Raw genomic sequence first — 24,491 nt, forward strand, 5'->3', positions numbered from 1 at the left:
TGAGGTCGATCCGCCCGATACCGCGCTCGGCCTTGCCCGACACGATGACCGTGCGGGCGCCGCTTCCCGACGGCACCTACGACGAGCCTGAGCTGATCTGCAACGTGCGCTTCGAGCGGACGCAGAGGGTCTCGGACGACGACCACAGGAGCGCGGACGCTGGCGGCGGGACCGTCTTCGTCGATGCGGTCAACTCCATCGGAGCGTTCGAGGTCGTGGCGGGATCGAGGGTGGCCGTTGGCGGCCGCTCGATGTACGTGACCGAATCGCACGCCTGCTGCGACCTGTTCGGGCGCGTGCACCACTGGGAACTCAAGGTGAGGTGATTCTCCTTGCAGCTTTCGTTTCTTATCGTGAAGGCCCTGCTAGAGGGCGACTTCGCAAGCTACTTCGCAAGTGTTCCGTCGGCGGCCGACGACCCCGAGCCCATCGTCGTGCGCGAGGGCAGGTTCGAGCGCGAGGCGCGGATGGAGGACGAAGAGCGCGGGACAGTAACTGTCGCCGTGCTCGTCGTGCGCGAGGTCGAGGCCCAGGCCGAGGCGGACGCCCAGGCCTGCGAGCGCTGGATCCGCACCTACGGCTGGGAGCCAGTCGCCGAGAACGGCAGCTGGCGCATCTGCGGCCTGGACACGACGGCGCCTGCCTTCAAGGAGCGCGACGGGTCCGGCCGCTTCGTGTACGAGTTCGACGTGAGGCTTACGGTGGTGAGGAGCCTATGAGCGACAAGACCAGGCGCGTCAACAGCGCTGGGCGCACGCCCGAGCCCGTCGTGAAGCGGGCCAAGCCCTTCGGCAAGGACGACCGCGCGGCACGCGAGTCGCAGCGTCGGGCGTCCTCCTACGGGAGAGCGAGGGGCAACGCATGAGGTCGATCGTCTACGCCGGCAACGACTTCTCCGACGTCTGCAGCGCGGAGGTGGTCGCGAGGTCCGCGAACCCCATCATCGCCGAGTACATGCGCGTCCCCGGCCGTGCCGGGGCGCTGCTCGTCACGGGCTACATCCCGCCGGTCGACGTGACCGTGCGACTCTTCATGGACATGGGCTACAACCCAGGCTTCACCGGCATGGCGCAGATGCGGGCCAAGGTGCGCCGCTGGCTGTCATGGCCCGGCGGAGGCAACCTGATTCTTCCCGACGACCCGGAGATCGAGTACCGCGACGTGATCCTCGTCGGCGCGGCCGACTGGTCGAACCTCTTCGAGGACGGCGAGTGCCAGCTGACGTTCACCCTGTTCGACCCCATCGGATGGGGCGCCGAGCGCGTGGAGCGCACGGCCCGCTTCGACGTTGGCGGCAACTGGCCGACGCTGCCCGAGATCCGGCTCGTTGCGGCTGCCGGCTCCTACCTGCAGGTGTCGGTGCCTGCAGTCAGGCGCGGCATCCGCGTGGACTACGGGTTCTCAGGCGGCGAGGCCGTCGTCGTCGACTGCCAGGGCGAGACGGTGCGCATCAACGACACCGACGCTCGTGACTGTGTAGCGCTTGCGAGCGACTTCTTCGCGCTGGAGCCTGGCGAGGCGATCCTATCGACGTCCAACTGCACCTATGTGGAGACGCGCTTCTCCGAGAGGTGGGCGTGATGGCGAGCATGGTGCCGACGCTCTACTGGTTCGACCGCTGGGACGAGCGCATCGGGCTTCTTCGCGTTGTCGGCGAGCTCGTGCACACCGAGGAGCTCAACGGCGAGGACACGCTCGAGTTCTGCAGCTACGAGGTGCCTGCCAAGGGCGACCGGCTTCTGTGGCTCGACGGCGAGACCTGGCGCGAGCACGTGGTCGTGAGGACCGAGGAGCCTCTGGAGGGGCTCTGTTCCGTCTACGCCGAGTCATCCCTCTGCGAGATGCTCGACGACTTCATCGAGGAGGCCCAGCTGGTTTCCCGCACGGCGCGGCAGGCGCTGACGGCTGTGCTCGCACCGACGAGATGGTCGATCGCGTACTGCGCATCCCTCGGCACCGCCGGGGCGCTCATCTACCACCAGAACGCACTCTGGGCGCTCCGGCGCGTCGCCGAGGTTTGGGGCGGCGAGGTGACACCGGTCATCACAGTTGCGAACGGTCGCGTGGCCGCGCGCTCAATCCGCCTGGACGAGGAGCGCGGCGAATGGCGTGGCCTTCGATTCACCTACGGCAAGAACATGGCCGGGTGCACGCGCACGGTTCTCGAGCAGGACGTGTACACGGCGCTCTACGGCTTCGGGGCGGGCCTGCCCTTCACCGACGAGGACGGCAACTACAAGGCCGGCTACCGGCGCAAGCTTACCTTCGGGGACATCAACGGCGGGCTGAACTACGTGGCCGACGAGAACGCCAAGCTGGTCTGGGGCCGCTGGAACGCCGACCGCACCGCCAGGGTGCATTCCTTTGGGCAGGTGACCTTCTCCGACGTGACCGAGCCCGAGCGGCTGATCGTGCTGACGCGGCGGGCCCTCGCGGAGGCGACGCAGCCCAAGGTGAGCTACGAGATCGACGTGGCGGCGCTCGACGGCGACGACGCCGAGCTAGGAGACACCGTGGCCGTGATCGACACGTCGCGTGACCCAGAATGGCGTCTGACGGCACGGATCGTGCGGCGCGTGCGCACGTTCGGCGAGACGGTGGTTGCCCGCGTGACCGTGGGCACCGTCCAGAAGGCCGACTACGAGCAGGTGAGCGCATTGGCGGCCGACGTGGCCACGCTGCAGAACGACGTTGTCGGCATCGACGGCAACCTGACGAGCGCGGCTTCAACCGAGCGCGTGACCGAGACCGTCACCGAGGCGATCGACGACCTGGACGAGCTCGCGGACCTGGACTTCTAATACCTTATGCCCTGCATTACTGATTGAGCGGCCCCGGCCGCGGTGCGCTGGAGCCAACCTGCCCTGCGAGCCTGCAGGCACGTGAGCGCGAAGCGCACCGCGGACGAGGCCGGACGTTGCGCGGCATTGGCATGCCGGCACGTGGGAGCTGCCGCGCAACGCTCGGACGGGTTGTGACAAGAGCTGATGATTTCCCCAGTTGGATTATGAAATTGGAGGCGCCATGCTCGAGGGATACGGACTTCACACGTTGATATGGGACTCGGCGGACGAGCGCCTGGGCGACTTCCTGGTGGCGTCTCCCGCCGATGCGACGGGACGCGGGCTCGAGCTCCACGTGCGCCAGGGAGGCGCGGCAGCCGACCTGACCGGCGCGGAGGTCTACTTCCTGTGGCGCCACAAGGCGACCGGCAGGCGCGGATGCGAGCCCATGGAGGAAATCGACGAGTCCCTGGGCCAGTACGTCGTCTACTACCCGGCCGCAATGCAGGAGACCGAGGGCGCGGTCGACGCTCAGTGCATGGTGAGCTGGGACGACAAGTCGATCTCCACTAGGGCGTTCACGATCCGTGTTGAGCCCGTCATCATCGGCGGCACCGAGAGCGAGGACGGCTTCACCCTGTTCGTGGAGACCATCAAGCGCTACGAGGGCGCGATCGAGATCACCACCGAGGCGGCCGACGCTGCCAACGAGGCGGCCGAGGCCGCCGAGGATGCAGCTGATAGCGCGAGCGCTGTTGCGGCCGCCATCCAGGAGGCGGCGCAGCGTGGCGACTACGACGGCTCGGACGGTTTCAGCCCGACGGCCACCGTCACGCAGACCGAGGGCGGCTGCACCATCACGATCACCGACAAGAACGGCACCACCACGGCAGACGTGGCCAAGGGCGTGAAGGGCGACAAGGGTGACACCGGAGAGACCGTTCCCCAGGGACCGAAGGGCGACACGGGCGAGCAGGGGCCACGGGGCATCCAGGGCCTCACCGGGCCGAAAGGCGACAAGGGCGACACGGGAGACACAGGTGCGACTGGACCGCAGGGGCCCAAGGGCGACACTGGAGAGCAGGGGCCGCAGGGAATCCAGGGCTTGACTGGCGCCACGGGACCGCAAGGGCCGAAGGGTGACACTGGCGACACCGGCGCGACCGGCGCGACCGGACCGCAGGGTCCCCAGGGTGAGAAGGGCGACACCGGCGACACTGGCCCGCAGGGACCGAAGGGAGACACCGGCAACACGGGACCGCAGGGTGCGACGGGGCCTGCCGGCGCCGACGGCACCCCCTGCACGCACTCGTGGAACGGCTCGGTGCTGACCGTGACGAGCGCGTCGGGCACGAGCTCGGCCGATCTTCGCGGGCCGCAGGGCATCCAGGGGATCCAGGGCGAGACCGGTCCCCAGGGCGAGACGGGACCGCAGGGCGAGGCCGGCGCGACCGGTGCAACGGGACCGCAGGGACCCAAGGGCGAGACGGGCGACGAGGGCGCTGACGCGACCATTACCGGCGCCTCGGCCACCGTCGACTCTTCTACCGGCACACCCTCCGTGAACGTCACGCTCGGCGGCACGGCATCTGCCAGGACGTTCGCATTCGCCTTCCACAACCTCAAGGGCGAGACGGGGGCCACGGGACCGCAGGGTCCGCAGGGGCCGGCGGGAACGACGCCCACCATCAACGCGCAGAGCCCGCTCTCGTACTCGGGAGGAACGCTCTCGATCGACCTGACGAGCTACGCAACCAAGCAGTACGTGGACGATGCTATCGCGGCGCTGGCGAACCTCGAGGAAGAGGAGTTTTAGGCCATGGCAGTTGGAACCGTATCGACATCCATTCTCACAGACATAGCCAACGCGATCCGCTACAAGGCCGGCGTGGCCACGCTGTACAAGCCGCGCGAGATGGCCGCCGCAGTGTCGGCGCTCGACGGCACCGACGCCGGCGACTACCAGGAGCAGCCTTACATGGCGCTAGAGTCCGGCGTGCTGCCCGAGTCGGTGTTCTCGGACATCGCTGCCGCCATTCGCGGGCAGAACGGGCTCTCAACTCGGTATCAGCCGGGAGACATGGCTGCTGCCATCTTAGCGCTCGAATGGGACGTGGGCTTGAAGCCGCGTGCCGTTCTCACCTCGCTCGGCACCCTGGAGTTCAACTACGTGGACGGGCGACACTGCTACTCCGGCGGCGTTCCCGTCAACGCCTGGGAGATCGACCCAGCTGGATACTCGTCGGCAGCGGCCAGGCCTTATGACTCGATCAAGCTGCAGGTGAAGAAGGTCGTGATCCATACCTCCTGGCCTCAGGTCGGCATGAGGAAGGCGGACTACCTGTTCAACGCTTTCCAGAGCATGACCGAGGTCTCCGGATTCGAAAACATGAGCGGCATCACGAGCGCGGCGCAGATGTTCAGCAGCTGCTCCTCGCTCGAGACGATCTACGCGACCTCGTTCAGCAACACGGGGCTCTCTGGCTCGCTCATGTTCAACGGGTGCTACAAGCTCGTGGGAGGCGCGGACGGCTTCGTGCCCTCCAGCACGAGCGGAGCGAGCGTGTGCAAGATCGGGACCGGCGGCGTGCTCACCGACCCGAACGCCGATGCGCGCACGTGGTTCTGGGCGCACTTCTACGACGACGGCGAGGCGGTGCTGACTGCGAGCTCGTCTCCGGATCCGACGCGCACGCTCCGTGCCTCCGGACGCATCTGCGCGATCGGCAAGTACGTGGGCCTCGGCTTCACTCCCTGGACGGGCACGACGGGCCCGACCCACCGTCAGCACCTGACGAGCGTGACGTTCGCGGCCGACATGGCCACGTTCTCGTACCTGAACCTGATCTACCTGTTCTACACCTGCACGAACCTCGCGAGCGTTTCGGGCCTGGGAAACCTGCGCGGCGTGCGGTCGATGCGCTACACGTTCAGCTCGTGCGCGTTCACGACGATCGACTTCCGTGGCTTCGATCCATCGCACCTGACGGACCTGTTCTACACGTTCTCGGGGTGCTCGCACCTCACGACCATCTACGCGGACTCGACGTGGGCGCTGCCTTCGAGCGGGATCTCGGGCTCGCAGTGCTTCTACTCGTGCTCCACGTCGCTCGTGGGCGGAAACGGCACTGTATGGGCAAGCAACAAAACGGGATACACGTACTTCCGCATCGACACGGCGAGCACGCCAGGGTATATCACCGCAGCCTAATAACCGTGCTTACGGTTGTTCCAGCAAATAACCTACTTCTCCTGAGCAGCTTTACCCGTTTCCTCGTCCACGCTTATGCCAAATGAAGACATGGGCTCGTTGAATTCGTCAGATAGAGATAGCTCGTATTTCGATACGTTGCTCCGATACTCGTAGAGCACCACATAGCTATCGCTCGCGCCCTTCTTTAGTTTTTCAGATCCGGTTTCTAATCCAGAAGAAAGCTTACACTCATGTCCGGCATCGTCATAAACAGTCATGTTTTGGGCCAATGCGGGAGTAGCGCCGTCCTTCAGAGATGTCCACTGAACAGTAACACTAAGAAGATTCCTCGACCTTTCGATGGAAGTGATCTTATAGGTTACATCCTTAAAGTTGGGAGTATCGGGAGTGAAGTCTGTATTAAGCCCGAACTCCCCATATAGTTTTCCGTATTTTGTTGTTGCGGTAGGAGTATCCATGCCACCGTTTGAATAACTTCCCGTTGTTCCTGAGCACCCAGCCAATCCCACTAGTATTGCTAGCGTAAGCACGGCGGAAAACAAATGAACCCTAGCAGCCACTTTGCTTTTCATAACGAATCTCCTTCCGCAAAGGGACGGTAACAGACAATGAAAGGTTCAATTATTCGGTGATTATTTAGGATCGGTTCTTTTAACTATTGCATTCCGAACCAGTGGTATCAAGAAACAGCAATCAATAACCTTGCCAAGCGTAAACAAATTGACCTTGTGACGTCATTAGACACTGCCTCCCGAGGACGAAAAGTCGATCTCGGGAGGCAGTTCTTTTATGGAGTCAATCATCGTGGCGTGCATTACCGGTGTCGTGACGCTGATTGGGGTGATCCTTTCCAACTCTAAGAGCAGAGCCGTCATGGAGGTCAAGCTCGACGCCCTCACGGAGAAGGTCGAGAAGCACAACCAGGTCCTGGAGCGCACCTACGTGCTCGAACAGGAGATGGCTGTCGCGAAGCACGACATCGAGTCCTTGAAGGGAAAGGTGGGCTGACATGAACGAGTTTCTGGCAAGCAACGAGTGGTACTGGCGCCTGGCGCGCACGATCGTGCAGGGAGTCTTGGGCGTGGTCATCGCCAACATCGACCTGATCATGGGCTGGTGCGTTCTGGACCCGAGCGTGAGGGGCCTGGTGGTGGCGCTCGTGATGGCGGTCCTCTCGCCGATCATGGCCGCTCTCGGCGGGGGCGACGAGGACATCGTCATCCCGAAGGGCGGTGCCAACCGTGGGGCTTAACGGCATCGACATCTCATCCTGGCAGGACGACCTTGTCGTCTCCAACATGGGCACCTGCGACTTCGTCATCGTGAAGGCGACCGGCGGCGCGGGCTACTCCAACGAGTGCTTCCGCCGGCACGCCGACGAGACGCTGGCGGCCGGCAAGCTGCTCGGCTGCTACCACTACGCGCGTGACCGGGGCTACGAGGGATCTGCCGAGGCGGAGGCAGACCACTTCATCGACGCGTTCAGGCCCTACATCGGCAAGGCGATTCCGTTCCTGGACTGGGAGGCCGACGCGATTGACCTGGGGCCGTCCTGGGCAAAGAGGTGGCTTGACCGCGTGAAGGCCAAGACCGGCGTCACGCCTGGCATTTACACGAGCAAGAGCGTGCTCTTCTCGTTCGACTGGTCCGGCGTGGCCAAGGCGTACCCGCTTTGGGTGGCGCAGTACCCCAACTACGAGGACACGGGCTTCGTAAGCGAGCCCTGGACCGACGGCTGGGACTTCGGCGCCTGGGACTCGCCGCTCATCTTCCAGTACACGGGAACCGGGCGGATCCCCGGTTACGGCGGGCACCTGGACCTCGACCTCTTCTACGGCACGCACGACGACTGGCGGAGGCTCTGCGCGGTGGCCGGCGCCTTCGCTGGCACGAAGGAGGCGGATACCGTGACGATCTCAAGAGCGAACGTGGCGGCACAAATCATGGAGCACCTCTGCTCCTGCCCTGAGCACGGATACTCACAACCTGGGCGTCACGGCACCTCCGGACACTGCAGCGTGAATACCGACGCCGGCACCATCAAGGTGACCAAGGGTGACCGCGACTGCTCGTCCGCTGTGTGCGAGGCATGGGAGCTGGCGCTTGCGGGCTCTCCCTACGACGGGTTGATCACGCGCTACAACTGGACCGGCGGCATGCGCGAGATGTTCGTGGGCTCGGGGCTCTTCTCATGGGAGCCGATGTCGTTCAACGCGTCTCGCGGCGACATCTACCTCGACGAGGAGAACCACACGGCCATGTGCATCCGCAACGACGGCGCGGCCGACCTCTTGGGAGAGTTCAGCATCTCTGAGACCGGCGGCATCGATGGCGAGGCCGGCGACCAGACCGGGCGCGAGAGCTGGGTCCACGACTACTACTCCGGCAGTTGGGACGGCGTGCTCCACTACAACGGCAAGGCTGACAAGGGCGGCGCGCCGGGTGGTTCCGGCTCTGGTGCGCCCTCCGGCGACGTGTCAGAGCTTGCGGAGAGGGTCATCGCCGGCGAGTTCGGCAATGGCGATGCAAGGCGCGCGGCGTTGGGTGACCGCTACGACGAAGTCCAGGCGGAGGTGAACCGAATCCTGCTTGGCGGCGGCTCTGGCATCGATGTCGACGCCATGGCCAGGCGCGTGATCGCCGGCGAGTTCGGCAACGGCGACGAACGCAAGCGGCGCCTGGGCTCCAACTACGACGCGGTGCAACGGCGCGTGAACGAGATTCTTCTCGGCTCGGGCTCGAGCTCGACCTCCATGGACGTCGACGCGATGGCTCGGGCCGTGATCCGCGGCGACTACGGCAACGGCGACGAGCGCAGGCGTCGTCTCGGCTCCTACTACTCGATCGTGCAGGCGCGCGTGAACGAGATGCTGTCATGAGGCGCAGGCTCGCCTTCATCGCGGACCAGGTGGGCTGGCTCCTGGGGGATGTCGCGTGCTTCCTGCTGCTGATCCTGTTCCTGCCGCTGGTCCCCGTGTTCAAGATGTTCGAGGGCATCCGCGACCGCCATGAGGACGAATGAGAAGCGGAGAGCCGCCCGTCGCAGTGACGAGCGGCTCTCCGTGTACCTATGTGGACCTGAACTAGCTCAGGGGCTCGAGCTCGCGGTAGAGCGGGTCGCCCTCACCAACCAACACGTCCCACCACCACTGGGGCGACTCGACTCCGGATGCGCAGAGCATGTCCAGAAGCTTGGCCCTCGCATCCGGGGGCAGCTGCTCGAAGTCCTCGCGCATGGCGTCGAGCACTGCCTTGCTCGTGCTCATCATGTCATTGCAGATCTCCTTCTTTTCCTCGAGCGTGTAGCTCTCGGGCGAGTAGCAACAGAGGTCTGCTCGGAAGTACGCCATGTCCTCGGCCTGGGTGAGTACGGTCATCTTCTCTTCGTTAATCATCTTTCTAATCTCCTCTCAGTGCCCGCGTCGTGAATGGTGGCGCTGGGGTGGTACGAATTCCGGTACGAATAATCCCGAAAGGAGTGCTTTCTTTCAGAGCGAAGTGGTGTGCCGATTTCTCGAACACACCACTTCTGACCTGCGGTTTCGTTATGTTTCGGGTTGGAGTGTGGAATAGTGCTTTGTGCGAAATTTTATTCCCACTCGATGGTCGCGGGCGGCTTCGGCGTGATGTCGTAGGCCACGCGGTTCACGCCGTCCACCTCGTCCACGATGCGCCGGCTGATGTTGCCGAGCACCTCGTAGGGCAGCTTCGCCCAGTCCGCCGTCATCGCGTCCTGGCTCTCCACCGCGCGTACGATGACCGGCCGCTCGTAGGTGCGCTCGTCGCCCATCACTCCCACGCTCTTGATGTCCGGCAGCACGCAGAAGTACTGCCAGCAGCTGTGGGCGCTGTTGCGCTCGCCCGTCTCCTCAAAGAGCCGCGCGTTGTACGCGTCCAGCTCCTCGCGCACCACGGCGTCCGCGTTCTTCAGGATCTCGAGCTTCTCCGGCGTCACGTCGCCGATGATGCGGATCGCGAGCCCCGGGCCCGGGAACGGCTGGCGGAACACGACCTCGTCCGGCAGGCCCAGCTCGCAGCCCAGCTCGCGCACCTCGTCCTTGAACAGGTGGTCGAGCGGCTCGATCAGGTCGAAGTGCACGCCCTCCGGGAACGGGATCAGGTTGTGGTGGCTCTTGATGGTCGAGGCCTTGCCGCCGGTCTTGCGCGCGCCGCTCTCGATGATGTCCGGGTAGATCGTGCCTTGCGCGAGGTACGTGACGCCGTCGAGCTTCTGGGCCTCCTCGAAGAAGACCTTCCAGAACTCGGTGCCGATGATCCGGCGCTTCTGCTCGGGGTCGTCCACGCCGGCGAGCAGCTCCGCGTAGCGCTCCTGGGCGTTCACGTGCACGAGCGGGATGCCAAAAGTGTCGCGGAACACGGCGTCGACGGTCTCGGGCTCGCCCTTGCGCAACAGTCCGTGGTCCACGAACACGCAGGTCAGCTGGTCGCCGACGGCCTTGTGCACGAGCGCGGCCGCCACGGCGGAGTCCACGCCGCCCGAGAGGGCCAGGATCACCTTGTTGTCGCCCACCTGCTCGCGGATCTGGGCCACCTTCTCGTCGATGAAGTTGTCCATGGCCCAGTCCGGCGTGAGGCGCGCGATGTCGAAGAGGAAGTTGCGCAGGATGCGCTCGCCGTGCTCCGTGTGGCGCACCTCCGGGTGGAACTGCGTGGCATAGAGGCGCCGGCGCGGGTTCTCCATGACGGCGACGGGGCAGCTCTCGGTCCTCGCGGTCACCATGAAGCCCTCGGGGGCCTCGGACACGTAGTCGCGGTGGCTCATCCAGACGGTCTGCACCTCGTTGGGCGTGCCGTCGAGCAGGGGAGAGGACCCGAGGCGCATGAGCTGCGCGGGGCCGTACTCGCCGGTCTCCGCGTGGGCCACCTCGCCGCCCAGCTTTTGGGCCATGATCTGCTCGCCGTAGCAAAAGCCCAGCACCGGGATGTCGAGGTCCAGAATGCCGGCGTCCATGTCCGGGGCGTCCTCGGCGTACACGGAGGCGGGCCCGCCGGAAAGGATGATGGCCGCAGGACCCATCGCCGCCAGCTCCTCGGCGGTGATGTCGCAGGGCACGATCTCGCTGTAGACCCCGAGGTCACGGACGCGGCGGGCGATGAGCTGCCCGTACTGGGCGCCAAAGTCGAGAACAGCGACAAACTGACGTGGCGTGTCTGCCATGGATCCTCCCGGTCTCAAGGCCGGCGCCGGTGCCGGCACGGTTTCTCGATGATAGCGCTGGGGCGCGCGGGCGATGAAGGGGTTCGGCCAGGCCCCGCATCCGTCGCCAGCGATGCCGCCCATTTTTGGGTCACGCGCCCAAACGGCTAGACTCTTTGACTGTCGTCCTATCAAGAGGGGAGCGCCGTGACGCAGCGGGTCATCACTTCCAGCCACGTGTTCACCGGCCTCTCGCCGCGCACGCGGCCGTTGGCGCTCGTGTGCGAGGACGACCGCATCGAGGCCGTCATTCCGCGCGACCAGGTCCGCGAGCTCGTGCGGCCGGGCGCCACCATCGAGGACTGGGGCGACCACTTCATCTGCGCCGGCCTCAACGACGCGCACCAGCACGTGTTCCACGCTGCGCTTTTCCCGTCGGACCTGGCCATCGAGTACTGCGGCACCGGCGAGATCGACTGCGCGTGGCGCCTCTACGAGTTCGCCGAGAACCAGCCGTACGGGTCCTGGGCCATCGGCCACGGGTGGCGCGACGCGCTGTGGAAGTCGCCCATCGCGCCCACGCGGCTGTCGCTGGACGCGGTGTTCCCGGCGCGACCTGCGGTGTTCTATTCCGGCGACTCGCACACCATCTGGCTCAACACGGCCGGCCTCAAGGCGCTCGGGATCACGGACGACACGGTGCCGCCCGCCGGGGGCTCCTTCGACCGTGACGAGAACGGGCGCCTGACGGGCGTCGTGCGCGAGGGCGCCGGCATGTATTACATGGCCAAGGTGCTCGAGACCCTCACCCGCCAGCAAAAGGAAGAGGTCATGGCCGCGTGGATGCGCGAGCTCAACCGCCGCGGCGTGACCTCCGTGAGCGACATGGGCCTCTCCGCCATTCCCGGCTGCGACATGGTGCTCGACGACGTCTGGGAGTCGCTCCTCGCACAGGGGCGGCTCACGGTGCGCGGCCACCTGTTTCCGACGCTGCCTCTGGACGGGGACCTCACGCGCATCAAGGACCTGCAGGCGCGGCTCGCAGGTCCCATGCTCCGCGCGCCCGGCGTGAAGCAGTTCTTCGACGGCGTCTCGAGCCAGCACACCGCGTGGCTGCTCGAGCCCTATGCGAACCCCGCGTTCCCCGGCGACTGCGGCCATCCCGCGATGCCGCCCGAGGAGATGCGCAACCTCGTGCTCGCCGCCGCGGCGGAGGGCGTTGCGGTGCGCATCCACACGATCGGCGACGCGGCGGTCCACGCGGGCGTCGACATCATGGAGGAGGCCGTCCGCCGCTTCGGCCAGCCGCGCCAGGGCCGCTTCTGCTTGGAGCATCTCGAGAACCTCGGGCGCAGCGACGTCGCGCGCATGGCGAGGGCCGGCATCGTCGCGTCCGTGCAGCCGCAGCACATCGTGATCGACATCGAGCAGCCGGCGCGCGACCTGGGCGACCTCCGTGCCAGCTACATGTGGCCGTTCCACGACTACCTGGCCCAGGGCACGAAGATGGCCTTCGGCACCGATGCCCCCTGCGTGCCGATGGACCCGGCCGCGATTCTGCACGACGCCGTGACGCGCCAGACCGCCGCCGGCGACCCGGCCGGGGGCTGGCTTCCCGAGCAGCGCGTGTCCATGGCCCAGGCCATTCGCGCGCTCACGTTCGGCTCGGCGCAGGCGGAGGGCCGCGAGCAAGAACTGGGCACGCTGCAGCCCGGCCGGCTGGCCGACGTGATCGTGGTGGACCGCAACCCGCTCGCCATCTGCCCCGAGTCCCTCCACGACTGCCGCGTGCTGGCCTGCTACGTTGGCGCACGGCACGTTTTCGACGCCTAGCGACAGGCGAAGAAGGGAGCCTTCCATGACCAACGACGGTTTTGTCTCCGTTGCCGCCCTCACCCCGCGCCTGCGCGTGGCCGACGTCGCCTTCAACGTGGACTCCTGCGTCGCCGTGACGGCCGACGCCGCCGAGCAGGGCGCCCAGGTGGTCGTGCTCCCGGAGTGCTGTGTCACGGCCTACACCTGCAACGACCTCTTCTTCCAGACGGCGCTCGTCGAGGCCGCCGAGCAGGGCCTCTCCGATTTCGTCGCTCGCACGGCGGAGCTTCCGGTGATCGCGGTCGTGGGGCTGCCGCTCGCCGTGAACGGCAACCTTTACAACGTGGGCGCCGTGACCTGCGGCGGCCGCGTGCTGGGCGTCGTGCCCAAGCGCCACATCCCCACCTACAACGAGTTCTACGAGGGCCGCTACTTCGAGCCCGGAAGGCTCGCCCCCGTGCGCATCGGCGTCGCCGGCCAGAGCGACGTGCCATTTGGCATGGGCCTCGTGTTCTGCGACGAGGACGAGCCGTCCCTGCGCATCGGCGTCGAGGTCTGTGAGGACCTCTGGGTTCCTGAGCCGCCGTCCATCGGCCTCGCTCAGGCCGGGGCCACGGTCGTCTGCAACCTCAGCGCGAGCAACGCGCTCGTCGGCAAGGCCAGCTACCGCCGCCAGCTCGTGAACGGCCAGTCCGCGCGTCTCGTCTGCGCATACGCCTACGCGAGCAGCGGCTGGGGCGAGTCCACCCAGGACGTCGTCTTCTCCGGCAACGACTTCGTCTGCGAGGACGGCCGCATCCTCGCGGAGGCCGCCCCCTTCTCGGGAGGCCCCGACCGCAACGCCGGCGCGATGGCCGAGGTGGACCTCGCCTTTATCGACGAGGAGCGCCGCCGCATGTCCACGTACGTGACCGCGCCCTCGCCGGAGGCCGCCGGCTACCAGATGGTCCCGTTCTCCCTGCCGATTCGCGAGTCGCGGCTCACGCGCCAGGTGGACCCGCGGCCGTTCGTGCCGAGTGACCCGCTCACCAGGGCCGAGCGCTGCGAGGACATCCTCACGATCCAGGCCTGGGGCCTTGCCAAGCGCCTGCAGCACACGGGCTCCCGCACGGCCGTCGTGGGCGTCTCGGGCGGCCTCGACTCCACGCTCGCGCTGCTCGTCACGGCGCGGGCCTTCGACCTCGTGGGCCTTGCGCGCGAGGGCATCCTCGCCGTCACGATGCCCGGGTTCGGCACCACGGACCGCACGCACGGCAACGCGACGGCCATGTCGCGGGCCCTCGGGTGCCGGCTCCGAGAGGTGCCCATCGGCGCGGCCGTCCGCCAGCACTTCGCCGACATCGGCCACGACGAGGCCGTCCACGACGTCACCTATGAGAACAGCCAGGCCCGCGAGCGCACCCAGGTCCTCATGGACCTCGCCAACCAGGCCGGCGGCCTCGTGATCGGCACCGGCGACCTGTCGGAGCTCGCGCTCGGGTGGGCCACGTACAACGGCGACCACATGTCGATGTACGCCGTGAACTCCGGCGTGCCCAAGACGCTCGTGCGGCACCTCGTGCGCCATGTGGCCGACGAGAGCCGCGCGTCCGGTGACGCCGCGCTGGCCGACGTCCTGCTCGACGTGCTCGACACGCCCGTCTCGCCGGAGCTCCTCCCCGCCGAGGAGGACGGTACGATCGCCCAGCGCACCGAGGACCTCGTGGGCCCCTACGAGCTGCACGACTTCTTCCTGTACCAGGTGCTCCGCTGCGGGTTCGAGCCGCGCAAGGTCTACCGCCTCGCCCTGCGGGCGTTCGTGGAGCAGCCGGCGGAGGCGGGCGAGCAGGCCGCTTACGACCCGGTCGTGGTGCTCCACTGGCTCCAGACCTTCTACCGGCGGTTCTTCGCCCAGCAGTTCAAGCGCAGCTGCCTTCCCGACGGGCCCAAGGTGGGCTCCGTGGCCGTGAGCCCGCGCGGCGACCTCCGCATGCCGAGCGACGCCTCGGCCCGTCTCTGGCTCGCCCAGGCCGAAGCGTTGCGGCCGTGACGACCGAGGGCGACGACCCACCCGTCCCCGAACGTGTCGGCTGAGCCTGCGGCGGCGCTCTCGTCGGCGCCGGTCACGGCTGTCGGGCGCACGGCGCCTCGCGGAGCCTTTGTGCAGGCCAGACGCCCTTGATTCTCCTCGGGTACACGCCCAACAGAACCCTGCGACGCCCTGTCTCTACATTGCTTCTGCTAGAAAATCTAAGTGCGGTGCATGGAGATTTTCTCACCGGCACTTGTGAGAGCCATCGGCGATGGGTAGCATAGCTGGCAATGGAACCCGAGCGGCCGCCCTGCCATGCGCTGGTCGGTCGCGCGCCCATCCGTGGGCGCGAACAGTAAGGAGGAATGGCATGAACCTCAAGCCGCTGGGAGATCGCGTGCTCGTCAAGCCCGCCCCCAAGGAGGAGAAGACCGCGTCCGGCCTGTACATCTCCTCGGGCGCCCAGGAGAAGCCGCAGAAGGGTGAGGTCGTGGCCGTCGGCGAGGGTCGACGCGACGAGGCCGGCAACCGCATCCCGATGGACGTCAAGGTGGGCGACAACGTCTTCTACGGCAAGTTCGGCGGCAACGAGATCAAGGTCGACGGCGAGGACTTCCTGCTCCTCCGCGGCGACGACATCTACGCCATCATCGAGGACTAGCCCCTAGCTCGGCACCACCGCTTATCCGATAACCCCGCCGGCACACCGCCGGCCGCAATTCCAGGAGGTCATTTCATGGCCAAGAACATCAAGTTCGGCGCGGACGCCCGCTCCAAGCTCGCCGCCGGCGTCAACACGCTCGCCGAGGCCGTCACCACCACCATGGGCCCCAAGGGCCGTTACGTCGCCCTCCAGCGCCCGTACGGCGCGCCGACCATCACCAACGACGGCGTCTCCGTCGCCAAGGAGATCGAGCTCAAGGACCCCGTCGAGAACATGGGCGCCCAGCTGGTGAAGGAGGTCGCCACCAAGACCAACGACACCGTGGGTGACGGCACCACCACCGCGACCCTGCTCGCCCAGGTCATCGTCAACGAGGGCCTTCGCAACGTGGCCGCCGGCGCCAACCCGCTGGCCATTCGCCGCGGCATCGACAAGGCCGTGGACGCCGTGGTCGAGCAGCTCAAGGCCTCCGCGCACGACGTGGACACCAAGGCCCAGATCGCGTCCGTGGGCACCATCTCCGCCGCCGACCCCCAGATCGGCGCCAAGATCGCCGACGCCATGGAGGTCGTGGGCAAGGACGGCGTCATCACCGTCGAGGAGTCCCCGACCTTCGGCATCGAGATCGAGACCGTCGAGGGCATGCAGTTCGACAAGGGCTACATCTCCCCGTACTTCGCCACCAACAACGACACGATGGCGTGCGAGATGAAGGACCCCTACATCCTGATGACCGACCAGAAGGTCACGAACATCCAGGACATCCTGCCGATCCTCGAGGCCGTGCAGAAGCAGGGCGCCGCGCTCCTGATCATCGCCGAGGACGTCGACGGCGAGGCCCTCGCCACCCTCATCCTCAACAAGCTCCGCGGCACGCTCAACGTGTGCGCCGTCAAGGCCCCGGGCTACGGCGACCGTCGCAAGCGCATGCTCGAGGACATCGCCGTCCTCACCGGCGGCCAGGTGGCCATGGACGAGCTGGGCATCAAGCTCGCCGACGTCACCGCCGACATGCTCGGCCGCGCCAAGAGCGTCCAGGTGACCAAGGACAACACCACCATCGTCGGCGGCGAGGGCTCCAAGCAGGCCATCGAGGACCGCGTGGCTCAGATCCGCAGCGAGATCGAGCACACCGACAGCGACTTCGACCGCGAGAAGCTGCAGGAGCGCCTGGCCAAGCTGTCCGGCGGCGTGGCCGTCATCAAGGTGGGCGCCGCGACCGAGGTGGAGCTCAAGGAGATCAAGCACCGCATCGAGGACGCCCTGCAGGCCACCCGCGCGGCCGTTGAGGAGGGCATCGTCGCCGGCGGCGGCGTCGCGTTCCTCGATGCCTCCGAGTGCCTCGACAAGGTGGTCACGGCCGACGTGGACGAGAAGATCGGCGTCGATATCGTGGCCAAGGCCCTTGCCGCGCCGGTGAAGACCATCGCCGACAACGCCGGCTACGAGGGCGCCGTCGTGGTCGAGAAGATCCGCGGCATGGAGAACGGCCAGGGCCTCGACTCCGCGACCGGCCAGTACGGCGACATGATTGCCATGGGCGTGCTCGACCCGGTCAAGGTCGCCCGTGTGACGCTGCAGAACGCCAGCTCCGTCGCCGGCCTGATTCTCATCACCGAGGCCACGGTGACCGACGAGCCCAAGGACACCACGATCGAGGAGGCCATCGCTCAGGCCGCCGCGCAGGGCGGCCAGGGCGGCATGTACTAAGGGCCGCTGAGGGGCCGCTTGTGCGATGACGGCGGCCGGAACGCCGGCGCCTTTTGCCGGCGTTCCCCAGAGGCCGCCGCGCAGGGCGGCCAGGGCGGCATGTACTAAGGGCCGTTGGCACGGAAGAGCGTTTGACTCGGCATGCTCCGTCTCCTGCAAAAGGGGACGGAGCATTTTTGCAGCTCGAAGCACTTGTGGACGCTTCGGAAAGAGCGATTTGTCCACGCTCCACCCGCCGACAGCGTGGACGAACGGCTCTCTCCCAAGCGTCCAGGCGTGGACAAACGGCTTTGACCGAAGCGTCCACGCCCGTCGGGATTTGACTCATTGACCCGCATGAGCGCGAGTCGTCCGCCCGACGCGGTGGCACTGTAATGACACCCGGGTCAGCTCATCGCCCATGCCATCGGGGGTTCCGCGCGGAAGCGCCCATTGGGGTGTCACCGAAGTGACACCTGTGTGCCAGCATGTTGCGCCATGATGAATCTTCTGACCTGCCGTAAGAGTCTTCGCGGCCATCTTCATATCGGTCGAAAGGCATGTGATACTGAAGCTTCCATCGCTTTCAGGGAGCCTTCATACTGTGCCTTTGCGACCATACCGCCCACGCCGTCTATGCCTCGGGCGTCGCGCTTCTGCGCTATGCCACCGTTGACGAGGAGCGCGCGGCCTTTGCTGCCTGCGAGGTCTCCGCGCCGTTGCGCAATCAGGTGCGCGTCTGGCGCTGCTATCGGGACATGCGGCCGCTTCTCGCCGTCGCTGGAAACCTGAGCCTTCGGGCGCTCGTTAACCCGCTCGCAACAAGCGACCCCGGTCTGCTGCTCCCGGCGCTTTTGCGGGGCGCTGACCTCCCGGTTCACTTCCTCGCCCCGAGCAAGCGGGTTCGATGCCGGGCGGCGGGCGTGATCGAGCGGCGACTTCTGCGGGACGTGCCGGAAGGCAGCTTCCGCGTGTGCGATCGCTCCCACGGTCAGGTCCTGCTGCCGTCGCCGGAGCTGCACCTGCTGCTCCGCGCGAGCGAGCTGGACGCGCTGGACCTCGCGCTTCTCGTGTGCGAGTACTGCGGCACGTACTGGACGCGGCCGGACCTGAGGCGTGGGCTCGTGAAGCGGCCGCAGCCGATGACGAGCCGCGCGCGGATCCTGGAGTACCTCGACAGGGTGCCGCGTGGCGTGCGTGGCGTTGCGAGGTTGCGCCAGGCCGTTGACCTGGGGTTCGACGGGTCTGCGTCGCCCCGCGAGAGCGGCCTCGCGTTGTTGCAGACGTACCGCGACGGTGACGCGGGCTTCGGGCTGCCGCGTCCGGTGCTGAACGAGAGGGTCGAGCTTTCCAGGGCGGCGCAGGCGTACGCGCGTTGGCCGGAGGCGACGCCCGACGAGCGCTGGCCGGGCACGATGGTGTGCGCGGAGTACGAGAGCGACCTGGACCATGGCGGCGGGGATGACCCGCGGGCTCTTCAAAAGCGCAAGCGCGACGAGAACCGCCGGCGCGCGCTCGAGGAGGACGGATTCACCGTGGAGGCGATCTTCGCCGACGACCTGCGGGACGTCGCAGCCGTGGAGCGGCTCATGAAACGGCTTGCTCGCGACTTAGGGGTCAGGCCGAACTGGGCGCCCGTCGCGGGCTGGCTGGAGCCCCTGCGGCGCCGGCTGGTGGGGTACCGCTGCGTGATCTGAGGGCGCCAGCGGGTCATGGTGGCGTTGGTCTGACACCTTTGGCTGGGCACCATCGCGACATCCCGGGTTTTGCGCGCTTGCGCCCATGGAGGTGTCACCCAGGTGACACTCCGCGCCGATCCGGCCGCGCTATTCCGGCGCTTGCGCGGTTGGGGCTGTCAGGGTGTCACTCGGGCGACACCCGAACGTCCCGACCAGGCGCCACTCGGCGCTGCCTCCCTCAGGCTCGCTTCGCCAACGCCTCGCCGATACGCCGCACGCATCCCACCACGAGCGCGTTGCCCATGCAGAAGGCGCGCTGCTGGTCCGTCATGCCCGCGTCCGTCCAGCCGCGCGGGAACATCTGCAGCCGGTCCAGCTCGTCGGGAACCAGGCGCCGGATGCGCCCCGAGCTCCCGCGCACGGCGTGCTTTGTGCGGCTGGCCGCGGCGCCGCCCTCGCTGGTGAGGATGGTGCGGCTCGGCCGGTCCCGGGGGTCCGGCCACGCCATGGCACCCTCGGAGTACACGTATGGCACGCCTGCCCGAGACACGCGCGGGATGTGCTTGGCGGCCCGCGCGGCCTCCCAGGCCGGCAGCTTCTCGGCCGCGATGAAGAAGGATGCTGGCACCTCGGTGTCGTCCACCAGAACGTCGCCCAGCACCGTGCGGGGACCGTCGTACGTCGGGGCGGGCCGCGCGCTGAGCACGCGGCCGCCCTGCATGGCTCCGGCCGACAAGAACGGTGACGTCCTGAGCCCCAGGCCAAAGGTCTCGCTGGTCTCGTAGGGGTCGAGTGGCACGGAGCAGGCCGTGACGTCGGAGCACTCCGCAGGGAAGGCGTCGGCCATCAGGCCGCCGGTCAGCCGCTCGCGGAGGTCCCACGGTCTCGTGTCGCGCTCGCACCAGATGAAGACGCGCCGGCGCCGCTGCGGCATGCCGTAGTCGGCGGCGTTGACCACGCGCCACTCCACCGAGTAGCCCAGGCGCGCCAGGCACGAGAGGATGATTGCGAAGTCGCGGCCGCGCTGGGAGCCGGGGCTCTTGAGCAGCCGGTCGACGTTCTCGAAGAGCGCCCATCGCGGCCGTTTGAGCTCGAGCATCCGCTCGATGTCCCACCAGAGCACGCCCTTCTTGCCCTCGATGCCTCCTGATTGCCGCAGCGGCCGTGCCACCGAGTAGTCCTGGCAGGGGAAGCCGCCGACGAGCAGGTCGAAGTCCGGGACCTCACGCTCGCCGGCGAGGGCCTCGTCCATCACCACGCTGATGTTCTCGTTCACGCAGCTGCCGGCGCCGAAGCGTTCCTCGTAACAGCGCCACGCGAACTGTTTGGCGGGCGTCCCGGGGGGCTCCCATTGGTTGGCCCAGACGGTCCGGTAGGGCCCGGACGGTTCTTCCTGCCATTCCGCGCACCCCTCAAGCCCGAGCCGGAAGCCTCCGACCCCGGCGAACAGCTCGGCGACGCGGATGATGGGCATGGGCTTCCTCTCGAGGGCAGGGCACGGCGCCCCCCATGATCCCAGATCGGTCTGGGCCGGTCAAGATCCGATTGCGCTCGCGCGGTACATCAGGGTGGCGCTCGAGTGACACCCCAGTCGGCTGCTCCTGGGCGCTATCTGGGGTCTCGCGTCCATGATGGGGTCAAGGTGACGCTGCGCTGACACCTGGCCGTGCCTCTTGGCGCGCGACCTGGGGTTCGCGCCCACACAGCTGTTGAGGTGGCGCTGAAGTGACGCCTCGGCCGCTCCCAGGCCGCGACGAGAAGGCGCCCCCGCGCCAACGCCGCACCTCTCAGGTAGAGAACAAGCGGCGTGCCTCGTCGCGGAGCGTGTTGCCGAAGAAGAGCACCAGCACCAGCAGGTACGCGGCCCCGGCGTAGAGGGCGATCCACACGAGCGTGTTCCAGGTGGTCCAGCCCAAGAGCTTCGTGACCCAGGGCACCACGCAGCACACGACGTCGAACAGCAGGTACTTGCCGTAGTCGCGCACGAACTGCGACTTGCCCACGATGAGCGCCACCGCGTCGAAGCCCATGGCCCCCAGCGCCGTGGCCGGCACGAGGATGTTGATGGTCACGTCCCAGCCGGTGAGGAGCCACCACACGAGGAAGCACCCCTCCATGATGAGCAGGTAGCGGGCGATGGCGCGGACGGCTCCGGGCTCGCGGTCGAGCACGTTGCGCACGAAGAGCCAGTTCACGAGCACGAGCACCGCGACGAGCACGGTGATGTTCCACGGCACGACGTCGGCCAGCGACAGCACCACCATCGCGAGCACCGCGAGCCAGGAAAGGAGCGCCGCGACGGTGGCGGCGACGCGGCGCGGGCGCATGAGCCGCTCGTGGGGGAAGGCGGCCGGGCTCGCATGGCCGGTGAGGGTGCCGTGGCAGAGAGGGCAGCGGTCGAGGTCTCCGGAGAGGTCGACGCCGCAGCGGTCGCAGTGCTTCATCGCTCGTTGCCCTCCTCTGCAACATTTGATGTGCATTTGGGGACTGTCCCCAAATACACATCAGGGTCCAAAGCGTTGCTTGAGTCCACGCGACCGCGGATGCCCCAGTTCGAGAACGTGCGCACGAAGTCCATCGGCACGTCGCTCGACGGGATCACGCTGCTGATGCCGATCGACAACACGTCCTTGAACGAGCAGACCAGGAAGTTGAGCCCGGTGGTGCTCGTGAGGATGTCCATCTCGCGCACGTGGCGCGCGGCGCCGGGCGGCAGCTCGATGCGGCCGACGTTGCTCACGGTGGTGGTGACCTCGCGGTCGGCGGCGCGCTCGGCCACGCCAAGGGCGACGTCCTTGACCCCCACGGGGAAGAACTTGAGCCCGTAGGACTTCTCGAGCTTAATCATCTGGTTCATTCGCTGCTTGAGCGCCTCGGGGCGCGTGATGTCCTTGAGCTGCCGGGCCACCGATGCGGCGATCCTCTCGATGGGCTCGGAGGGGTCGTCGGCCTTCCACTCCACATAGGCCAGCCCGAAGAAGTTGCGCGCGGTGGAGCTGCCGAAGGCCTGACGCAGGTCCACCGGCACCCCGATGCGGATGACCTGGCCCCGCTCGCTGGCGCGCAGGTCCTGGGCGCAGGCGTGCATGACCACGGCGATGACGAGGGCCGTGAACCCGCAGCCAAGCTCTTTGGCTTTGGCGAGCACGGGCTGCAGCGGCAGGTGGTAGACGAGGTAGACGGGCTCGTCCTTGTCGCGCACACCGTGCAGGCGGAAGGCCTTGGGCGTGCGGACGGACCGGGCGGCGTCCTTCTCGTAGTGCTTGGTGAAGGAGTCCTCGCTGCGCTCGCCGAGGGAGCTGGCGTTGCCGCTCGTCGTGTCCTTCTCGGGCTCGCCGTGCGCGATGCGCGCGTAGGCGCAGAGCAGCTCGGTGAAAAAGGCCAGCGCGCCGCGGCCGTCGGACACGATGTGGGACACCTCGAAGCTGATGCGGTCGCGAAAGTACGTGACGCGGAACAGCACGGACTGGCGGCCCGCGTGCAAGGGCGCGCAGATGGGGAGCTGCTCGGGCTCGGCCTGGGGCTGCTCCGCAGCTTGCTCGAGGTAGTGCCAGAAGAAACCGGTGCGCAGGTGCACATTGAAGCCCGGGAAGGCGGCGATGGCCTCGTCGAGCGCCTGCTGTAGCGCCGCAGGGTCCACCGGCGCGTCCATGCGCGCGGCGTAACGGAACACGGTCTGCGATTGCTGGCCGGCCTGCGCGGCGTAGAACTTGCCGATGTTGTCTAGCCGATACCACGTATCGCGCGCCATGCCACCCCCTCACCTTGGGCAAGCTCGTCGGGGGAGGGGATGCCGTCGAGGAAGGCGCGCATCAGGGTGTGCGTGTCCTCGATGGTGGGCGCGGAGGCGGGGTCGATCAGGTACCCGTGCATCGCGTGGAGCATGCGGTAACAGAAGGACTCGGTGCCGGCGCTGGCAAGGGCCGCGGCGTAGGCCTCGTCCTCGTCGCGGAGGGGGCAGAGCTCGCAGCTGATCAGGAGGGTCCGGGGGAGCCCGGACTGGTCGCTGGCGAGCAGCGGTGCCAGGTGCGGGTTGCTGAGGTCCTCCGGGCCGTTGATGTAGAGCAGCAGGTACTCCTGCATGTCCTGCTGCGTGAGCATGTAGTCCTGGCCGTTCTCGATGACCGAGCGGTAGGGGGTGGAGTCCCAATAGTTGGACTGGACCACCGGGTAGAGCAGCATCTGGCGGCGGACCTCGAAGTCGCCGCGCTCGCGGGCCAGCAGGCTGAGGCACGCGGTGAGGTTGCCGCCGGCCGAGTCGCCGCAGAGCACGATGCTCTCGGGACGCACGTCCGGGAGGATCTCCCCGGCATAGAGGGCCTTCGCCACGGCGTAGCAGTCCTCAAGGGGGCCCGGGAAGCGGTTCTCGGGCGCGCGGCGGTACCCAACGGAGACCACCCGGCGCCCGAGTGCGAGGGCGAGGTCGCGGCAGGCGTCGGCGTAGAGGCCGAGCGACCCGGTGACCCAGCCGCCGCCATGAATGAAGAGGATCGTGCCCATGCAGTCGTCGGTGCGCTGGATGCCGTGGGCGAGCGAGATGTCCACCTGCTGCGGCGTGAAGACGCGCACGGGGATGAGGGCGCCGTCGGGGGTCGGGACCTGGTAGCGGTCCTGTTTGACGTCGGCGCGCGGGGTCTCGATGAGGCCGACGCCGTCCTCGAGGGCGCGCGTGGTCTTGTAGAGGGAGACGACGTCGGGCTTGTGGTTGGTGTAGGCCTTGACGGCGGCGAGGCGCGCGGGGCTGATGCCCGTGGCCTCGATCTGGGCCCCGTCGCTGGCGAGGCCGGTGCGGCCGAGCATGAAGGCGGTGCGGGTCTCGTCGTCGCCCGTCCGGGCGTCGTGGAGCACGCCGAGCGCCGCTTGGGCGGCGCGCTGGAGCGCGCTCGCGCCTTGGACGACGGGGTGCGACGGGTGCGTGGGCTGCGGCATGGGGACTCCTGACGGTTGGCTGCACCCGGACGATACCCTGTTGCGGCTCTTGCTGCGACGGCGTGGGGTCGGTTGCATCAAGGCGGCAACGGGCGGTGGCGTTCCGCAGGCGGCCACCGGCAAACCGCGGGATGGACTGGTCGCAGCAGGGCTCGCCGGGGTGTAAAGCGGGGCTTGCCACCACCCAACCCGTCACCGGGACGGGCAGCAACGGGGGTCGGGGCACGAGTTGGGGGTTGGAGGGCTCGGACACTTCCACCCAAACCCTTGGTGAGGCTCGCTTTTGAAAGGATTCAGTGCGGGGTTGGGGGACTATGCCCGCGGCTTCCGACCCCCAACCCTCGTTCTAGGGCTCAAAACTGACCAGCCGCACTGGGGTTGGGGGTTGGCCACGTGACCTCGCGCCTCATTTCCTGGCGACTCCGCGGTTGATTTGCAGAGCCATCTGAACATTTGAGGCGCTGGCCGGGTTCCCGCAGCCAGATGGACGCGCCGGCCGCGCCCGTGAGGGCGCGGCGGGCGCGTCCCCCCTGTTGTAGGATGCGTGGA

The 24,491-nt window shown here is 67.3% G+C and carries 23 protein-coding genes; 16 read left to right on the forward strand and 7 right to left on the reverse strand.

The features are described 5' to 3' along the window. The first annotated feature begins 32 nt into the window (after positions 1 to 32). The 7 genes from QJ043_RS05545 (at position 33) to QJ043_RS05575 (ending at position 5,994) form a co-directional block, all read left to right on the forward strand. A complete protein-coding gene (locus QJ043_RS05545; RefSeq protein ID WP_283722760.1) occupies positions 33 to 326 on the forward strand; it encodes a putative minor capsid protein in 294 nt (97 codons plus the stop codon). 6 nt (positions 327 to 332) lie between these two features. Further along, positions 333 to 719 (forward strand): phage tail terminator protein, encoded by a 387-nt coding sequence (locus tag QJ043_RS05550; RefSeq protein WP_283713669.1) that lies wholly within the window; start codon positions 333 to 335, stop codon positions 717 to 719. Continuing rightward, positions 716 to 865 carry a hypothetical protein gene (locus QJ043_RS05555; RefSeq protein WP_283713668.1) on the forward strand — a complete coding sequence of 50 codons (150 nt, stop codon included), beginning with the start codon at positions 716 to 718 and terminating at the stop codon, positions 863 to 865. The genes QJ043_RS05550 and QJ043_RS05555 overlap by 4 nt, the downstream gene beginning before the upstream one ends. Next, positions 862 to 1,581, forward strand: a complete 720-nt coding sequence (locus tag QJ043_RS05560) for a phage distal tail protein (RefSeq protein ID WP_283713667.1) — start codon at positions 862 to 864, stop codon at positions 1,579 to 1,581. Before QJ043_RS05555 ends, QJ043_RS05560 begins: the two co-directional genes overlap by 4 nt. Continuing rightward, entirely contained in the window at positions 1,581 to 2,801 is a 1,221-nt protein-coding gene (locus QJ043_RS05565; RefSeq protein ID WP_283713666.1) for a phage tail spike protein, read from the forward strand. Before QJ043_RS05560 ends, QJ043_RS05565 begins: the two co-directional genes overlap by 1 nt. 223 nt (positions 2,802 to 3,024) lie before the next feature. Next, positions 3,025 to 4,599, forward strand: coding sequence for a collagen-like domain-containing protein (locus QJ043_RS05570; protein ID WP_283713665.1), 1,575 nt, complete (start codon positions 3,025 to 3,027; stop codon positions 4,597 to 4,599). Positions 4,600 to 4,602: 3 nt separating this feature from the next. After that, positions 4,603 to 5,994, forward strand: a complete 1,392-nt coding sequence (locus tag QJ043_RS05575) for a leucine-rich repeat protein (protein ID WP_283713664.1) — start codon at positions 4,603 to 4,605, stop codon at positions 5,992 to 5,994. A gap of 32 nt (positions 5,995 to 6,026) precedes the next feature. Here QJ043_RS05575 and QJ043_RS05580 read toward each other — a convergent pair whose 3' ends face one another. Then, positions 6,027 to 6,569 carry a hypothetical protein gene (locus QJ043_RS05580; RefSeq protein WP_283713663.1) on the reverse strand — a complete coding sequence of 181 codons (543 nt, stop codon included), beginning with the start codon at positions 6,567 to 6,569 and terminating at the stop codon, positions 6,027 to 6,029. A gap of 217 nt (positions 6,570 to 6,786) precedes the next feature. Here QJ043_RS05580 and QJ043_RS05585 point away from each other — a divergent pair, with 217 nt between their 5' ends. The 4 genes from QJ043_RS05585 to QJ043_RS05600 are packed head-to-tail and all read left to right on the forward strand — an operon-like array spanning position 6,787 to position 9,019. After that, positions 6,787 to 7,005: a hypothetical protein gene (locus QJ043_RS05585; RefSeq protein ID WP_283722761.1), complete on the forward strand. Its 219-nt coding sequence runs from the start codon at positions 6,787 to 6,789 to the stop codon at positions 7,003 to 7,005. 1 nt (position 7,006) lies between these two features. Next, on the forward strand, positions 7,007 to 7,249 hold the full coding sequence (locus QJ043_RS05590; protein ID WP_283713661.1) for a hypothetical protein: 243 nt from the start codon (positions 7,007 to 7,009) through the stop codon (positions 7,247 to 7,249). Beyond that, positions 7,239 to 8,876 (forward strand): GH25 family lysozyme, encoded by a 1,638-nt coding sequence (locus QJ043_RS05595; RefSeq protein ID WP_283713660.1) that lies wholly within the window; start codon positions 7,239 to 7,241, stop codon positions 8,874 to 8,876. Before QJ043_RS05590 ends, QJ043_RS05595 begins: the two co-directional genes overlap by 11 nt. Further along, the gene (locus QJ043_RS05600; RefSeq protein ID WP_283713659.1) at positions 8,873 to 9,019 is read left to right on the forward strand and encodes a hypothetical protein; all 147 of its coding nucleotides are present in this window, start codon (positions 8,873 to 8,875) and stop codon (positions 9,017 to 9,019) included. The genes QJ043_RS05595 and QJ043_RS05600 overlap by 4 nt, the downstream gene beginning before the upstream one ends. A gap of 61 nt (positions 9,020 to 9,080) precedes the next feature. Here the strand turns inward: QJ043_RS05600 and QJ043_RS05605 are convergent, their stop codons facing one another. Then, positions 9,081 to 9,392, reverse strand: a complete 312-nt coding sequence (locus tag QJ043_RS05605) for a hypothetical protein (protein WP_283713658.1) — start codon at positions 9,390 to 9,392, stop codon at positions 9,081 to 9,083. A 194-nt stretch (positions 9,393 to 9,586) separates the two neighbouring features. Further along, positions 9,587 to 11,176 carry a glutamine-hydrolyzing GMP synthase gene (guaA, locus tag QJ043_RS05610; RefSeq protein WP_283714029.1) on the reverse strand — a complete coding sequence of 530 codons (1,590 nt, stop codon included), beginning with the start codon at positions 11,174 to 11,176 and terminating at the stop codon, positions 9,587 to 9,589. A gap of 186 nt (positions 11,177 to 11,362) precedes the next feature. Here guaA and QJ043_RS05615 point away from each other — a divergent pair, with 186 nt between their 5' ends. From QJ043_RS05615 to QJ043_RS05635, 5 genes are all read left to right on the forward strand, one after another. After that, complete coding sequence (locus tag QJ043_RS05615; RefSeq protein ID WP_283714028.1) at positions 11,363 to 12,988, forward strand: amidohydrolase; 1,626 nt, start codon at positions 11,363 to 11,365, stop codon at positions 12,986 to 12,988. Between the two features lie 25 nt (positions 12,989 to 13,013). Next, entirely contained in the window at positions 13,014 to 14,999 is a 1,986-nt protein-coding gene (locus QJ043_RS05620) for an NAD(+) synthase (RefSeq protein ID WP_283714027.1), read from the forward strand. Positions 15,000 to 15,351: 352 nt separating this feature from the next. Then, entirely contained in the window at positions 15,352 to 15,642 is a 291-nt protein-coding gene (gene groES, locus QJ043_RS05625; protein ID WP_283714026.1) for a co-chaperone GroES, read from the forward strand. Positions 15,643 to 15,717: 75 nt separating this feature from the next. Further along, the gene (groL, locus tag QJ043_RS05630) at positions 15,718 to 17,355 is read left to right on the forward strand and encodes a chaperonin GroEL (RefSeq protein ID WP_283714025.1); all 1,638 of its coding nucleotides are present in this window, start codon (positions 15,718 to 15,720) and stop codon (positions 17,353 to 17,355) included. Positions 17,356 to 18,053: 698 nt separating this feature from the next. Further along, complete coding sequence (locus QJ043_RS05635) at positions 18,054 to 19,031, forward strand: hypothetical protein (RefSeq protein WP_283722763.1); 978 nt, start codon at positions 18,054 to 18,056, stop codon at positions 19,029 to 19,031. Between the two features lie 220 nt (positions 19,032 to 19,251). Here QJ043_RS05635 and dcm read toward each other — a convergent pair whose 3' ends face one another. The 4 genes from dcm to QJ043_RS05655 all read right to left on the reverse strand — a co-directional run bounded on the left by dcm (position 19,252) and on the right by QJ043_RS05655 (position 23,942). After that, a complete protein-coding gene (gene dcm / locus QJ043_RS05640; protein ID WP_283714023.1) occupies positions 19,252 to 20,487 on the reverse strand; it encodes a DNA (cytosine-5-)-methyltransferase in 1,236 nt (411 codons plus the stop codon). 313 nt (positions 20,488 to 20,800) lie between these two features. Next, positions 20,801 to 21,457 carry a DUF6320 domain-containing protein gene (locus QJ043_RS05645; protein ID WP_283714022.1) on the reverse strand — a complete coding sequence of 219 codons (657 nt, stop codon included), beginning with the start codon at positions 21,455 to 21,457 and terminating at the stop codon, positions 20,801 to 20,803. Then, positions 21,454 to 22,764 (reverse strand): hypothetical protein, encoded by a 1,311-nt coding sequence (locus QJ043_RS05650; RefSeq protein WP_283714021.1) that lies wholly within the window; start codon positions 22,762 to 22,764, stop codon positions 21,454 to 21,456. The genes QJ043_RS05645 and QJ043_RS05650 overlap by 4 nt, the downstream gene beginning before the upstream one ends. Further along, positions 22,737 to 23,942, reverse strand: a complete 1,206-nt coding sequence (locus tag QJ043_RS05655; RefSeq protein ID WP_283714020.1) for an alpha/beta hydrolase — start codon at positions 23,940 to 23,942, stop codon at positions 22,737 to 22,739. Before QJ043_RS05655 ends, QJ043_RS05650 begins: the two co-directional genes overlap by 28 nt. Positions 23,943 to 24,491 lie beyond the last annotated feature (549 nt).

Source organism: Kribbibacterium absianum (assembly GCF_030067705.1).
GTDB lineage: Bacteria > Actinomycetota > Coriobacteriia > Coriobacteriales > Atopobiaceae > Kribbibacterium > Kribbibacterium absianum.